This window comes from Shewanella sp. SP1S1-7 (assembly GCF_031932105.1).
Lineage (GTDB): Bacteria > Pseudomonadota > Gammaproteobacteria > Enterobacterales > Shewanellaceae > Shewanella > Shewanella baltica.
The window spans coordinates 249,234-265,100 of record NZ_JAUOEU010000001.1; the positions used below are offsets into that span (position 1 = coordinate 249,234).

11 protein-coding genes are annotated in these 15,867 nt (G+C 45.2%); 5 read left to right on the forward strand and 6 right to left on the reverse strand.

The annotated features are described in order from the left end of the window. Positions 1 to 350 precede the first annotated feature (350 nt). From nrdA to yfaE, 3 genes are all read left to right on the forward strand, one after another. The gene (gene nrdA / locus Q4Q49_RS01095) at positions 351 to 2,639 is read left to right on the forward strand and encodes a class 1a ribonucleoside-diphosphate reductase subunit alpha (RefSeq protein ID WP_311998408.1); all 2,289 of its coding nucleotides are present in this window, start codon (positions 351 to 353) and stop codon (positions 2,637 to 2,639) included. Between the two features lie 83 nt (positions 2,640 to 2,722). Next, positions 2,723 to 3,853, forward strand: a complete 1,131-nt coding sequence (gene nrdB / locus Q4Q49_RS01100; protein ID WP_006081731.1) for a class Ia ribonucleoside-diphosphate reductase subunit beta — start codon at positions 2,723 to 2,725, stop codon at positions 3,851 to 3,853. 37 nt (positions 3,854 to 3,890) lie between these two features. Beyond that, positions 3,891 to 4,313: a class I ribonucleotide reductase maintenance protein YfaE gene (gene yfaE, locus Q4Q49_RS01105; RefSeq protein ID WP_311899306.1), complete on the forward strand. Its 423-nt coding sequence runs from the start codon at positions 3,891 to 3,893 to the stop codon at positions 4,311 to 4,313. A gap of 307 nt (positions 4,314 to 4,620) precedes the next feature. Here the strand turns inward: yfaE and Q4Q49_RS01110 are convergent, their stop codons facing one another. Next, complete coding sequence (locus Q4Q49_RS01110; protein ID WP_311998409.1) at positions 4,621 to 6,639, reverse strand: NADPH-dependent 2,4-dienoyl-CoA reductase; 2,019 nt, start codon at positions 6,637 to 6,639, stop codon at positions 4,621 to 4,623. A 165-nt stretch (positions 6,640 to 6,804) separates the two neighbouring features. Here Q4Q49_RS01110 and sppA point away from each other — a divergent pair, with 165 nt between their 5' ends. Continuing rightward, positions 6,805 to 8,652 (forward strand): signal peptide peptidase SppA, encoded by a 1,848-nt coding sequence (gene sppA, locus Q4Q49_RS01115; RefSeq protein ID WP_311998410.1) that lies wholly within the window; start codon positions 6,805 to 6,807, stop codon positions 8,650 to 8,652. A gap of 137 nt (positions 8,653 to 8,789) precedes the next feature. Next, positions 8,790 to 9,803 carry an asparaginase gene (gene ansA / locus Q4Q49_RS01120; RefSeq protein ID WP_006086774.1) on the forward strand — a complete coding sequence of 338 codons (1,014 nt, stop codon included), beginning with the start codon at positions 8,790 to 8,792 and terminating at the stop codon, positions 9,801 to 9,803. 263 nt (positions 9,804 to 10,066) lie between these two features. Here ansA and Q4Q49_RS01125 read toward each other — a convergent pair whose 3' ends face one another. From Q4Q49_RS01125 to Q4Q49_RS01145, 5 genes are all read right to left on the reverse strand, one after another. Further along, positions 10,067 to 10,348 (reverse strand): DUF1315 family protein, encoded by a 282-nt coding sequence (locus Q4Q49_RS01125; protein ID WP_311890867.1) that lies wholly within the window; start codon positions 10,346 to 10,348, stop codon positions 10,067 to 10,069. Next, on the reverse strand, positions 10,345 to 10,662 hold the full coding sequence (locus tag Q4Q49_RS01130; protein ID WP_006081737.1) for a hypothetical protein: 318 nt from the start codon (positions 10,660 to 10,662) through the stop codon (positions 10,345 to 10,347). Before Q4Q49_RS01130 ends, Q4Q49_RS01125 begins: the two co-directional genes overlap by 4 nt. 12 nt (positions 10,663 to 10,674) lie before the next feature. Continuing rightward, positions 10,675 to 11,802, reverse strand: coding sequence for a M14-type cytosolic carboxypeptidase (locus tag Q4Q49_RS01135; RefSeq protein WP_006086776.1), 1,128 nt, complete (start codon positions 11,800 to 11,802; stop codon positions 10,675 to 10,677). 224 nt (positions 11,803 to 12,026) lie between these two features. After that, positions 12,027 to 12,707: a response regulator transcription factor gene (locus tag Q4Q49_RS01140; RefSeq protein ID WP_311890866.1), complete on the reverse strand. Its 681-nt coding sequence runs from the start codon at positions 12,705 to 12,707 to the stop codon at positions 12,027 to 12,029. A 261-nt stretch (positions 12,708 to 12,968) separates the two neighbouring features. Further along, positions 12,969 to 15,530, reverse strand: a complete 2,562-nt coding sequence (locus Q4Q49_RS01145) for a TonB-dependent receptor (RefSeq protein ID WP_311998411.1) — start codon at positions 15,528 to 15,530, stop codon at positions 12,969 to 12,971. Positions 15,531 to 15,867 lie beyond the last annotated feature (337 nt).

The following is a 15,867-nucleotide window of genomic DNA, read 5'->3' on the forward strand; positions in this document are numbered from 1 at the left end:
TAAAGAAAAGATCGCCTAAAAATCCCCCATGAGTGCGACACACTAACCTGAAATTGAGCTTCAAGGTTAGTCGTTACTAACGCGAAAGCTTATCCTCAACTTATCCACAAGATGTCCCCTGAATTCAGACTTGCAAATAGGGGCAAACCTCACTATCTTGTATCCCAGATAATTTAAAACACCATATCTTGTGTATAGGTAGCAATCAGACACACTAAAAGCTCGCCGCTTAATTGACTCGTTTTCAACCAGTCAGCAGTATTTAAGGGACGGTTATTGATTGTTTTACAAGGATACGTACGGTGAACTTGCTCACCTAAATAGATATAAGAACCAAGGCCTATCTCCAAATGAATAGCACTATGACAGTCACAAAACGCTGTGGCGATCGTGAAAATATCGATCTCGAAAAAATACACCGCGTAATTACTTGGGCAGCCAAGGGATTAAAAAACGTTTCTGTTTCTGAAGTTGAACTGCGCTCGCACCTACAGTTTTTCGATGGCATCCCAACCGAAGCTATCCATGAAACCATTATCAAAGCGGCTGCGGATTTAATTTCTCCAGAATCACCGGACTATCAGTTCCTCGCCGCCCGTTTAGCGGTGTTTCATTTGCGTAAGAAGGCCTTCGGTCAGTTCGAGCCGCCAGCACTGTATACCCACGTGACTAAGTTAGTTGAGCTTGGCAAGTATGACATGCACATTCTGCAGGATTACAGCCACGAAGAACTCGACGTGATGGATACCTATATCGACCATTGGCGCGATATGGACTTTTCTTACGCTGCGGTAAAACAGCTTGAAGGCAAATATTTAGTTCAAAACCGTGTGACGCACGAAATCTATGAGAGCGCCCAGTTCCTCTACATTTTGGTCGCGGCCTGTTTGTTTGCCCGCTATCCAAAAGAAACGCGCCTGAAATACGTTAAAGATTTCTATGACGCGGTATCGACCTTTAAGATTTCGCTACCAACGCCAATCATGGCCGGTGTGCGCACGCCAACACGTCAGTTCAGCTCTTGCGTACTGATCGAATGTGGTGACAGCTTAGATTCAATCAACGCGACAGCTTCGTCGATAGTGAAATACGTCAGTCAACGTGCGGGTATCGGTATTAACGCCGGTCGTATTCGCGCCTTAGGTAGCCCAATCCGTGGTGGTGAAGCCTTCCACACCGGTTGTTTACCTTTCTATAAGTATTTCCAAACCGCAGTTAAGTCTTGTTCTCAAGGCGGCGTGCGTGGTGGTGCTGCGACCCTCTTCTACCCGATTTGGCACTTAGAAGTCGAATCTCTGCTGGTATTGAAAAATAACCGCGGCGTTGAAGATAACCGTATCCGTCACTTAGACTACGGTGTGCAGTTGAACAAAGTCATGTATCAACGTCTGATCAAGGGCGAAAATATCAGCCTGTTTAGCCCATCAGATGTACCTGGTTTGTACGATGCGTTCTTTGAAGATCAAAACGAATTCGAACGTTTATATGTGCAATATGAGCAAGACAGCAGCATTCGTAAGAAAACCATAAAGGCAGTTGAGCTGTTTTCACTGATGATGCAAGAGCGCGCCTCAACTGGCCGTATCTACATTCAGAATGTGGATCACTGCAACACTCACAGCCCGTTCGATTCAAAAGTCGCGCCGATCAGACAGTCTAACCTGTGTCTTGAAATCGCTCTGCCGACTAAACCATTGAACAACATCGATGATCCAGAAGGTGAAATCGCGCTTTGTACGCTGTCAGCACTTAACTTAGGTTCTATCAAAGAATTATCTGATATTGAGCCATTAGCCGACCTCGCCGTACGCGCACTGGATAACCTGTTGGATTATCAAGATTACCCCATCAAGGCCGCGCAAATTGCCTCGATGAATCGCCGTACCTTAGGCATAGGCGTGATTAACTTCGCTAACTACTTAGCAAAAAATGGCATGAAGTATTCCGATGGCAGCGCGAACGAGCTGACCCACAGAACCTTCGAAGCAATTCAGTTCTATTTACTGAAAGCCTCGATGAACTTGGCCAAAGAGCAAGGTGCGTGTCCGTTATTCCACGAGACCACTTACTCTCAAGGTATTTTGCCAATCGATACCTACAAACGTGACCTAGATAAAATTTGTGCTGAACCATTGCACTTAGACTGGGAATCACTGCGTAGCGATATCAAGCAATATGGCCTGCGTAACTCGACGCTGTCGGCATTAATGCCATCAGAAACCTCGTCGCAAATCTCTAATGCGACCAATGGTATCGAGCCACCACGTGGTCTTATCAGCGTGAAATCGAGCAAAGACGGTCAGTTGAAGCAAGTTGTACCTGATTTCGATACGCTGAAAGATAGCTATGAATTGCTATGGAAAATGCCAAGCAATGACGGTTACTTACAGCTAGTGGGTATTATGCAGAAGTTCGTTGACCAAGCGATTTCAGCCAACACTAACTATGATCCTTCACGTTTTGAAGGCCGTAAAGTACCGATGCAAACCCTGCTGAAAGATTTGCTCAATGCTTACAAGTTAGGTGTGAAAACGCTTTACTACCATAACACTCGCGATGGTGCGTCGGATTCACACGATGACATCACCAATTTAGAGAAAGAAGACGATGGTTGCGCCGGCGGCGCGTGTAAAATCTAGTCTTTAACGTTAACGCGGCTCTTACAAATAAAAAGTATAGGGATCCCGATTGAGTGGATCCCTATCCATTGGAAAATAGCACCATGGCCTACTCTACCTTCTGTCAAACACCCAACGATGCCACCCGTGAACCTATGTTTTTAGGTCAATCGGTCAACGTGGCTCGTTACGATCAACAAAAATATGAAGTGTTCGAAAAACTGATAGAAAAGCAGTTATCTTTCTTTTGGCGACCGGAAGAAGTAGACGTCAGTCGCGATAAGATTGACTACGGTGCATTGCCCGATCATGAAAAACACATCTTTATTTCTAACCTGAAATACCAAACCTTACTCGACTCGATTCAAGGTCGCTCACCCAATGTGGCCTTTTTGCCACTGGTGTCGCTGCCTGAACTAGAGACTTGGATTGAGACTTGGTCTTTCTCTGAGACGATTCACTCGCGCTCATACACCCATATCATTCGCAATATCGTTAACGATCCTTCAGTGATCTTCGACGATATCGTCGTGAACAAAGAAATATTAAGCCGTGCGACAGATATCGCCGCTTACTACGATCACTTGATCCAACTGACTCAAGTGTTCCATTTACTCGGCGCGGGTACCCATGTTATCGATGGCAAAGAAGTCATAGTCAACACTCGCACCCTGAAAAAAGCCTTGTACCTGTGCATGATGTCAGTCAACGCCCTAGAAGCGATTCGTTTCTATGTTAGCTTTGCCTGCTCATTTGCCTTTGCTGAACGTAAGCTAATGGAAGGTAACGCGAAAATCATTCGCCTTATTGCCCGTGATGAAGCACTGCACTTAAACAGCACTCAGCATATTTTAAGCATCATGCAAGGCGGTAAAGACGATCCAGAAATGGGTGAAATTGCCGCAGAATGCCAACAGGAAGCTTTCGATTTATTCTTCAAGGCCGCAGAGCAAGAAAAAGAATGGGCAAAATACCTGTTCAAAGACGGCTCTATGATAGGTTTGAATGAACAGATCCTCTGCCAATACGTTGAATTTATTACTAACCAACGGATGAAGTCGGTGAATCTGCCACAACCTTATCCTGAAATAACCAATCCATTACCTTGGATGAAAAACTGGTTAGAAAGCGATGCAGTGCAAGTCGCGCCTCAGGAAGTGGAAGTGTCTTCATACCTTGTCGGTCAAATCGACTCAGCGGTTGATGGCGATGAATTCCTCGACTTCGATCTCTAAGACGCTCACAAGTGACGTTAAAAATGGCATTACAACAGTGACATCGAAAAAACGGCCACAAAACCTGTTTGCGAAGGCGCCAATCGTGCGCCTTCAAGGTCAACCTGTGTTGCTCTTTACCGAGCAACAAGGCACCTTGTTGCAAGCGCTCGAGGCAAAAAACGTCAAAATCTTCTCAGAATGCCGCAACGGTTTCTGCGGTGCCTGCAAAACACGGGTCATCAGCGGAAAAGTCAGCTACTTAAACGAACCCTTAGCCGAACTCAAACATGATGAATGTTTGCCCTGCTGCAGTGTACCAATCGAAGATTTAGAGCTGGATCTATCACCTGAAGGGGCAACTGTCGTCACCTATGCGTGTCAACCTCGTCAGAGCAAACCCAGTTTGGCTAAGACAAAGCAAACACAGCATGAAGCAAGCAACACGCGCACGTTAAAACAAGAAGTGTTTGAAGACTAACAGCGCCAAGATTAGACTTCTCTATAAGCTGCTTTAAATGATCCACTCTGAATAAACAACTTTCACTTTTTCAGTAAGCGGCGTTAAAACAAGCATTAGCTGTTAAACACAAAGTCCCTTTCAATACTGCCTTAATTAATCCGCGCCAATTAGCGACCAAACGCATTAAACCCCACTCTTCTTCCTTCTCTCTATTTTCAATGCATTCCCGCGGAAAACCAAAAAGCCTGAACTCAGGTTCAGGCTTTCAGGATCTAAAACTTAACGCATAACGCCTAAAGCTTATTGCAGAAGACTTATCGAGTTTCTATAAGCGCATAGCCAGCTCAGCGCCTTGGCGGATTGCACGCTTAGCATCAAGCTCTGCCGCGACATCCACGCCGCCAATCAGATGCACAGGCAAGCCCGTCGCTTTCATCTCATCCACTAAGGTGCGATTCGATTCTTGTCCAGCGCAAAGCACAACATTATCAACGGCCAGCACTTCAGCGGTTTCGCCCACGCGAATATGCAGTCCCGCATCATCAAACTTATCGTAACTCACGCCCGTTTTCATCTTCACATCATGTTGCTTAAGCACAAGACGGTGGATCCAGCCGGTGGTTTTACCTAAGCCCTTGCCCATCTTCGACGTTTTACGTTGCAGTAAATAGACCTTACGATGATCGGTATTGTCGGATTGAGGTTCTGTTAGGCCGCCCGCATGCTGGTAAGTTTTATCTATGCCCCACTGTTGCAGCCATTTATCTGGGTCCAAGGTGCTAGATTGGCGCTCACATAAGTAATGCGCCATATCAAATCCGATACCGCCAGCACCAATCAAGGCTACTGTATTACCGACAGTCACTTCACCCGAGAGCACTTTTTGATAATCGACCACCCGTGGGTCATCAAAGCCGGGTAAGACTAAATCACGCGGCACAACACCTGACGCTATCACTACTTCATCAAATTTTTCGGTCGCTAATACGCTGGCATCGAGGCGAGTGTTTAATCTCAGCTCCACCTTATGCAGCTTAATTTGATTGATGAAGTAACGGATAGTCTCGTTAAACTCTTCCTTTCCTGGGATTTTACGGGCGAGATTAAACTGTCCACCCACCTCGGATTTCGCTTCAAACAAGACAACATCATGGCCTCGCATGGCGGCATAAACAGAAAATGCCATGCCCGCAGGACCTGCGCCCATCACCGCAATACGCTTTTTATTGGCTGTGGGTAAGAAGTTGATTTCAGTCTCATAACAGGCACGAGGATTCACTAAACAGGTTGCGCGCTTGAGGGAAAAAGTATGATCAAGACATGCTTGGTTACAGCCAATACAAGTGTTAATCAGCTCTGGTGTGTTCGCCGCAGCTTTATTGACAAACTCAGGATCGGCGAGAAAAGGCCTTGCCATCGACACCATGTCAGCTTGACCAGAAGCAATAATCTGCTCGCCGATTTCAGGGGTATTAATGCGGTTAGTCGCAATTAAAGGTACAGAGACAGATTGTTTGAGCTTTTCAGTTACCCACGCAAAGGCGCCGCGGGGCACACTCGTCGCAATGGTCGGTACGCGCGCTTCATGCCAACCAATACCAGTATTTAAAATAGACACGCCAGCTTGCTCTAACCACTGGGCGAGCTGCACCACTTCATCCCAAGTCGAGCCGTTATCCACTAGATCGAGCATAGATAAACGGAAGATAATGATGAAGTCTTTACCGACTTTTGCCCGTATCGCGTTAACAATCTCAATCGGGAATTGCGCCCGCTTTTCAAACGCACCACCCCATTCATCGGTGCGGGTGTTGGTGCGCGCACTGACAAACTGATTGATCAAATAGCCTTCAGATCCCATCACCTCAACGCCATCGTAACCGGCTTTCTTGGCAAGAGCGGCTGAGCTGGCGTAATCCTTAATGGTCGAGCGCACTTGGCGACTAGACATAGCAGACGGCGTAAAAGGTGTAATGGGTGATTTAATTTTGCTCGGTGCTTGGGAAAAAGGATGATAACCGTAGCGGCCCGCATGCAAAATTTGCATGCAGATCTTACCGCCGGCCTCATGTACAGCCTGCGTGACCACGCGATGCTTACCGACTTGCCAAGGAAAACTCAGCTGACAGGCATGGGGCGTAAGGCGACCGCGAAGATTGGGGGAAATACCGCCCGTTACAATCAAACCCACGCCGCCCAGAGCGCGTTCTTTGTAGAACGCTGCCAGTTTCTCAAATCCGCCCTTTTCTTCTTCCAAACCTGTGTGCATTGAGCCCATAAGCACGCGGTTTTTGAGCTGGGTGAATCCCAGATCTAAGGGTTCTAATAAATGGGGAAACGACATTCAAACATCCTTTTAAAACAAGTGATTTAAATCAGCATACCTTGAGTCAAATCTAAGCTCAACCGTTGGATCGAGGCCATTAGTCAAAATCCTTTACAATTGTGTTTAGCCTGTAGCGCCATTTTCAGTTAGCATGGGCAGATTGGACTTATAAAGGAGTGGCAAATGTCCGCTAACCCATCGTTTTTCAAGAGAATATGTTTGTTTATTTGGCACACCCTCAACGGGACGCGTAAACTGATACTCAATCTGATCTTTTTTGGCATCTTAGCCGCCATTATCATCTCCATTGGCAGCAGCGAAGATATTCAAGTTGAAGATAATTCAGCACTGGTGCTTAATCTGGCTGGTTCGATTGTCGATCAGAAGCAACAGGTCGATCCCTTAGAAGCCGCATTCAAGCAAGGCAATAATGGCAATGCCGATGGGGAAATCCTGCTCGCCGATGTGCTATATGTGATTGATAATGCCGCGCAAGATCAAAGGATAAGTACCCTAGTACTTGATCTAGCCGATTTGAAACGTGCCGGGATCAGTAAGCTGCAATCTATCGGTGATTCGCTCAATCGCTTTAAAGAAAGCGGTAAAAGAGTGGTCGCCATAGGCAACTACTACGAGCAAAATCAATATTTCCTCGCCAGTTTTGCCGACACTATTTACCTCAATCCCCAAGGTGGTGTCTCGCTTGATGGCCTGAGTATGTACAACCAGTACTTCAAATCGGCCTTAGATAAACTCAAAGTGAAAGCGCATATTTTCCGCGTGGGAACCTTTAAATCTGCGGTTGAACCCTACATGCGTGACGATATGTCCGATGCTGCTCGCGAAGCCAGTAGCGCACTTTTAACCGATGTATGGCAAAGCTATACCCAGATAGTCGCTGGTAATCGCAATATTGAGCCTAACTCGCTAGTGCCCGATGCAAGCACTTATTTGGCCGAGCTCGATAAAGCTAATGGTGACTCTGCGGCAATGGCCATCAACATGAAATGGGTTGATAACTTAGCCACGACGGAAGATTTTCGTCAAACCATGCTAGAAACCGTTGGCAAAGCCAGCAGCGGTGACAGTTTCAAGCAAGTGAGTTTTTACGATTATTTAACCTTAGTGACGCCATTGCCAAGCTTTGTTGAACAAGACAGTGTCGGCATTATTGTCGCAAGTGGCACGATTCTGAACGGCACTCAACCTGCGGGCCAAATTGGCGGCGAAAGCACTGCCGAGCTGCTACGTAAGGCCCGTTTCGATAAACACGTTAAAGCCTTAGTGCTGCGCGTCGATAGCCCTGGCGGTAGCGCCTTTGCCTCGGAGCAAATTCGTCAAGAATTACTGGCACTTAAAGCGGCTGGCAAACCTGTTGTCGTCAGCATGGGCAGTTTGGCCGCATCGGGCGGTTACTGGATTTCGGCCAGTGCCGACTACATCTTCGCAACGCCAACCACGCTCACGGGCTCAATTGGGATCTTCGGCATGATCACCACCTTCGAAGATTCTCTGGCCAGTATAGGCGTGCATACTGATGGCGTATCAACATCGGAATGGGCGGGATTGTCTGTGACGCGCACGCTGTCACCGCAAGTTGAAGCGATTATCCAACGTCATATTGAACGTGGCTATTTAGACTTTATCTCGCTGGTCGCTAAAGAACGTAAAATGACCATAGAACAAGTCGATAAGATTGCCCAAGGCCGTGTTTGGAGTGGTAAAAAAGCCCTTGAGCTTGGCTTAGTCGATGAACTGGGTGATTTAGATGAGGCGATAGCTAAAGCCGCTAAACTCGCTGATATGACACTATTTGATACCCGCGTTATCGAACAAGAACTGACACCAGAGCAACGCTTTATGCAACAGATGTTTGCCTCAGTCTCGAGCTACCTGCCCGCCTCACTGAGCCAATCATCGATGTTAGAGCAAATGCTAGCGCAATGGACCAGCAGCTTGAAAACGTTAACCTCTTTTGATGATCCAAATAACGTCTACATCTACTGCGATACTTGCAACATGATGAACTAAATCTGCCAGCGTCTAGGTTGCAGCTCGCAACTTCAAGATGATGACAAAGACAAAGCCCGGATCTCCGGGCTTTTTTATTGGGTTTATGTCAGTTAAATCGTATAATTCGGCCACTTGAAGCTAAGAAAACGACAAGAATGACTAAACGCTCCATTTATGTTGCCTATACAGGCGGCACCATAGGTATGCAAAAAACCGATAACGGCTTCGTCCCCGTGGCGGGATTCCTGACTCAGTGCGTGCAATCTATGCCCGAGTTTTACCATGAAGAAATGCCGACATTCGTGATCCACGAATATTGCCCACTTATCGACTCTTCCAATATGGCGCCGACTGATTGGCAGATGATCGCTGATGACATACAAGCTAATTACGATAAATACGATGGCTTTGTGATCCTCCATGGCACAGATACCATGGCGTATACGGCTTCGGCGCTGTCGTTTATGCTGCAAGGCTTGTCAAAACCTGTGATAGTAACGGGCTCACAAATTCCCCTCGCCCAGCTGCGCTCAGACGGACAAACTAATTTATTAAATTCACTCTATATTGCGGCGAATTATCCGGTCGCAGAAGTGTGTTTATTCTTCAACAACAAACTCTTTCGAGGTAATCGCTCGACGAAGGCCCATGCCGACGGTTTCGATGCTTTTGCTTCGCCTAACTTCCCGCTACTGCTTGAAGCTGGGATCAAAATCAATCTGCGCGCTGGCAAAATCACCGTTGCCAACGATACCCCATTGGAAGTGGCGCATATTAGCCCGCAGCCTGTCGGTGTGGTGACTTTGTATCCAGGTATCTCGACCCAGATTTTTGAGAACATTCTGCAGCAGCCGGTTAAAGCCCTCATACTACTGACATTTGGTGTGGGTAACGCGCCGCAGGATGCTGCCTTACTCAAAACCTTAAGGCAAGCGGATGAACGTGGCATAGTGCTGGTGAATCTTACCCAGTGTTTCCAAGGTAAGGTGAATATGGGCGGCTACGCCACAGGCAATGCACTCGCTAAAGCGGGCGTGATCAGTGGCGCCGATATGACCATAGAAGCAGCCTTAGCTAAACTGCATTATTTACTATCTAAAAATTTGCAGCCAGCCGAGATAAAAGCAGCCATGTTACAAAACTTGGTCGGTGAATTGAGCATAGATTAAAGATAGTGTCTGTTAATCTGTTCGTAGTTCTCAATCACTAGCAACAAAAAAGCCCATATTTAATGGGCTTTTTTATGTTAACTCAGATTAAACGACGTCAAATGAGTACTTGTCTAGGTGCTTTTACAGAGAGCTATTTACAGAGGCTATTTGCATTGAAGTTATTTGATACTAAATCAATATTAACGTCACATAAACAGCTAGTCCTAGATCCACGCCTAACATCTTAGCAAACTCAAACCACCTTGAAGTCAGTGAGTAATTTATAAATCCTGCACTTTAAACTCAGCAATCGGCTCACCGCGGAATTGCTTTTTCAGCTCGGCTTTAGACAATTCATTGATTTTACCGTCAGGCGCAATAGTGAAATGCTCAGTTTGCTCAAGCTTGCGAGCTTGATACAACATCACGACCTGCAGGGTCGATTCACGCTGCGCTTCACTTAACACAGTGCCATCTTCCCACTTACCCAGCTCTGCTGCAGTACGAAGCCTTTGATAGACTTCAATGGGCATTTGATCGATCACTTGATTAATATCTGTCATACACTTTTCCGCTTATGTAACACGATTCTGACTCGTGTGATGAGATAACCCACAAAACCAAACACAAAGCATATTCCAGCTATATTCGCCCGCATACCTTCGGCAGGTTCACCACCCCAAAACCAAATCACCACACCAGCAATAAACAAGGTCATAGCAACAAAACTCTGATTCATTAAGCTGCTGGACTTTTGAATATGACTAATGCGCGATAAAGACTCATTGTCACCATTGGTGCTCGCTTGACAATGGGGACATGAAGGCGCCTTACTCGACATCCGCTTGCGACACACTGGACATTCAATTAATGCCATATCAGCCTCGCCCTAACGTAATTTATCAACAACGGCGAGCATGGCGATAAGCGATGCTTCACCTAAATAAATACTGCGCTCTGGCGACCAACCCACAAAAGGATCGGCCAGATTGTTATTGTCTTTAAAAGGCATTTCGAGGGTATTGGATAAACACTCGAAGGTCTGAGCGACCCAATTAGACGCAACCGTTAGATTCGCTTGGCCAGGCTCGTCTTTGTCATAGCCAAACTGAGTTTGGAAATCGGCACTGGCTAAGGTTAATGCTTGACTGAAGTCCGCTTGCAGCTGCGCCAGCTTATCATTGTAGGCAGGCACGCCCTCACAACCTGCGAGAAACACATAAGGTAAACCTTCATCACCATGGACATCATAGAACAAGTCGACACCAGTTTGCTGCATCTTGTTGACGACGTGGTACACCTCTGGACTCTTTTCTAAACTCGGCGTTTGCCACTCGCGGTTAAGATTGATCCCAATCGCATTGGTGCGCAGATGGCCTCTGACACTGCCATCGGGATTCATGTTCGGCACTATATAGAAATTGGCTTTGTCGAGCAGCGCTTTCGCTGTTGGACAATCATTATCGAGTAAACGATTCACTAGACCTTCGACTAACCATTCAGCCATGGTTTCGCCCGGATGTTGTCTGGCGGTGATCCAAATATTGCGTTTAGAAGGATCGCCATTCCCGACTTTCATCAGGGTAATATCGCGGCCATCTAAGGTCAGGCCCAAATGCTCTAAATTGACATCTGGGTGTAACTGGGCGCTGCTGAGTAAATCTAAGTGACGCTCATAGCTGTATGGCGCAAAGTAAGCGATTTGAATCGCATCGCAATCCAGCTCTAAGCTAATGCTTAGTTTGCCGTCTTTATACTGTGTAGGAATACGGAACCAATGCTGACGGTCGTAACTGGCTACTGCTTGATAGTCTTCCCATCCCTTGGTATAGGAAGCCGTCCCCGCGTTGATGATATTTAAGGTGTAATGGTTACCCACCTCACCTTCGAATCGAAAATTGAACCATTGATAAAACTCGCCGCCCGCATCGGGACGAATAGCAAGTTGAATATCGTCTTTATTATCAAGATTGACGACTTGGATATTTCCGCCATCAAAGTTGGCACTGATCCGCATAATGATTCCTAATAGGTTGTTAAAGCTAAGGGCAGTTAATGGCACGCGACTGATAGCACGCGGCACATTTTATTATATGGCCGATAGGATAAACCAAAACATCCCAAGGGGAAAACGAAAGCCAGTAAAATCAGTCAAGGCAGTTGCAGTCGACCTTTTATTGACCAAGTTTCACGCCAAACATCCGTCAAACTTAGCCGTTAACGAGGTGGTAAACGATGGTGTTAAGCCATAAAACTATAACCTTGGCCGCGCACTGTATTGATTAAGTTACGCGGCAAGCTGATGTTGGCTAATTTACGGCGAGTGTTACTAATGTGCATATCAAGATTGCGGTCAAATCGGCCCAGATCTTTTTGTAATACTGAGCGTTGCAACTCTTGCTTAGTGATGACTTGACCTTTCCTTTCAAACAGATATTTAAATAATTTAAACTCGGTTTGAGTCAAATCGACATACCGTGTACCAATAGTTATCCTATAACTCATATCATCAAAGTTAATCACTTTCGCTGCTACAGTTGCAATTTGCGGCGAGTGAGGTTGACTGACACAAAGACGTCGCTCTAAGGCGCGTAAGCGAACAAATAGCTCTTTGATGCTAAATGGTTTACTCAAAAAATCATCGGCCCCCAATTCATAACCTGTGATGCGATCGTCTTCATTATCCCGTGCTGATATCATCAATACCGGCGTTGAGCATTCCCGCGCTTTTAACAGCTCAAAACCATTCATTTGTGGCATGACTAAATCAAGTACTATGATGTCGGGAGCAAAACTTTCAATGCATGCCAAACCGTCGACACCATTTTCCGCACATGCAACTTCATGCCCTTGTGTGCCCAAGGCATCGGCCAACCACACACTAAACAAGGGATCATCATCAACTAAGAGTATTTTACTCATCCTTAAAACCCAAACGAGAATCTATATCATTTATATTACCATGCGAATCGAGATGACTCTAGACCTATTACATTCGTTAGGAAGTGTGATGTTGAAAACTGTGAACAAAATACGAAATTTAGGGAAAATTAAACGAAAATTGGCTATTCAAAAGTGAAGAGTAAAATGATGCTTAGCCACTCAAAAATCTGTGTCTGGTTCCATTTCGCAATAAAAAAGCGCCCTAAGGCGCTTTTTAAACACTAAGAGTACAAACTTAGCTTAGAACTTAACCGTTACACCACCGTAAATAGTACGGCCAATGGTGTCGTACACTTCAGGAACTGTACCTGCATCACTACCGTTAGTAACGTATAGAGGCTTCTCGTCAGTAAAGTTCTTAACACCTAAGCTAACTGTGGTGCTGTCATTTACGTGATAAGTCCCTGAAATATTGTGATACAGAATAGAATCAACACCTCTTACCGCAGCAAATGGTTCATCATTCACATCATAGTCAGTGTAATTATCATTCATAGAACGGATATAGCGGTTGAAGTACATTACACTCCAGTCATCTTGACCCGCAGAAATGCTGAAGTTGTTACGAACACGAGAGTAAGCACCGAAGTTCCCATCGATAGTGCCAGTATAGTTTTCACCATCTTGCTCATAATTGATGAGATATGTGGTGTCATTGCTGACTTTCCAGTCTAACCCAAACAATGCAAAGCTATAAGCTAAGTTGAAATCAATACCACTAGTATCCTGTGATCCAACGTTTGTTAATGCGCTTGTTAAATTAAACAAATCACCATCGGCAGTAATATTGAATGTGCTACATGCTTCAGCATCACCTTTATGACAAGCATCTAAACCGACTTGAACATCTGCACGAGCAATAGCATCAGTTACTTTGAAACGCCAGTAGTCTAAAGTCAGAGACATGCCATCGATATAGTTTGGTGAGTAAACTAAACCAGCAGTATATGATTCAGATTCTTCAGGTTTTAGATCTTTATCTGATGTGCGGTTAACTAGAATCTGTCCTGTTTGTTCATTCAGAGGTAACCAAGGGTTAGTTAAATAATCAAAGGAACCTGAATTACCACCATATAATTCAGCAACACTTGGCGCACGGAAGCCTGTAGCAGCAACGGTACGCAACATAAGTTCATCAGATGCTACATAAGTCAAACCAATTTTCCACGTTGTAGCTTTACCAAATGTTGAGTAATCATCTAAACGCAGTGCAAATTCACCGGTTAATTTCTCGGAGAAAGGCACACTCACTTCTTGGAAGATAGAGATAACGTTATAGTTACCACTTGTTGGATCTTGCTGAGCAGCAGTACTATCACCAGCGACAACTACTGGATCAGGATTAAAAAAACCACTCTCACGGCGGTATTCAGCGCCGATTGCAAAACCCACTGCGCCTGCACTTAAATCGAAAAGTTCACCATTCAAACCTGCAGACAAAGTTTGTTGTTCATTGCCGCCAGTTGATTTCTCGTCATAAGAAACGTCCTTCATCTCATTAGTCAGTGGAGAACCTTCAAACCACGCATATGGATCTGCATAAATAGAAGCGGCCATTAATGTTGCGTTAATAGAGTTATCAACGCCAGTTTTAGCCTCGTTCTTACCAAATGTGTAATCCACATTCCAGTTCATACCAGTATGAACGTCCAAAGAACCCGCTAAGCCTGCGGATAAACGCCAAGTATCGGTATCTTGGTTGTAAATACGAGGTCCAACATCATTCATGCGTCTGTTATATTGCACTTGTCCACGGGCATCAGCTTTAATGCCTGCATCAACCATGCCTTGGTCAAGATTAAGGCAACCAGCTGTTGGACCTTTCACTCTTGGGTCACCGCAAACATTTAACTTGATTTGCGCAGGCTGTGCCGCAAGCTGTTGGTTAGAGCGACGATTGGTATAGATAGCATCAGCCGTCAATACCACATCATTACCTAACTCTTGTGTCATATTTGCAAATAGGCTGCGACGCTCGCTTGGCGTTTGGAAGTAAACGTCATTCGAATAATCATAACCAGTGGCTCTGTTAACCCAATTACCATTCGCATCAATTACCTTCTGGTTTAATGCACCAGTTGGAATAATTGAACTCGTATTATCGAGTGGGTCGTACCAATCTCGATCCCCCTGAATCACGCCACGACGGTCTGCATAAGCGGCACCAAAAGTGTAATTACCACCATCGGTGTTGAAACCGTACAATGCACTGACATCACCGCTTTCACCATCGCCTTTATCAGTGCCACTGCCGTTGAAGTCTAATTGGAAGCCTTCAAAGTCTTTCTTAGTGATAATGTTTACTACACCGGCAATCGCATCTGAACCGTAAACGGCTGATGCGCCATCTTTCAGAATTTCAACACGGGCAATCATAGCAACAGGAATCGAGTTTAAATCAACCGAACTATTGGCACCAGAACCCGAGTTCACCATGCGGCGACCGTTCAGTAGTACCAAGGTGCGTTGAGAACCCATACCACGTAAATCAACCTGTGCAACACCGTCTGCACCGTTGTTTGTCGTTGAACCTACGGCAGCACCTGCCATTGAAGTTTGTACTTGTAGCATTTGGTCAACAGAAGTAAAACCTTCCGCTTTAATCGCAGCAGCATCAATAACGGTCACAGGTGAAGCTGTTTCCATATCTTGGCGCTGAATGCGTGAACCCGTGACTTCAATACGTTCAACTTTTGCTTTTTCTTCCGCAGCAAATGTGCTTGACGTTACAAATGCACCAGAAGTGATAGATGCAACGATAGCTAAGTTAATAGCTGACGCGACTTTGGTTCTTTTGATCATGTATGAATGCTCCCTAGATCTTACTATTATTTTTATGCTTACAGCTTGTACAACTATTGATGTACTACTGTTGCACTCGATACTGAGGATTCACTTTAACTCCGTCAACACTCAAAATATTAACCAACGAAAAAGCAATGTTAAATAATTTAGGTTACTTTGTTTTTATTTATGACGCATATTTTCAATAAAACTTAAGCATCATATTTTATTAGAAGTTAAATCTTAATGAGGACAAGTAATAAGTGATTAACACTGTTAACGAGTTACTTTTATGAAACATGTTCAGCATCAAAAAGTGTGATCAAAATCACATTTAATTATTCAAGCGAGAGCT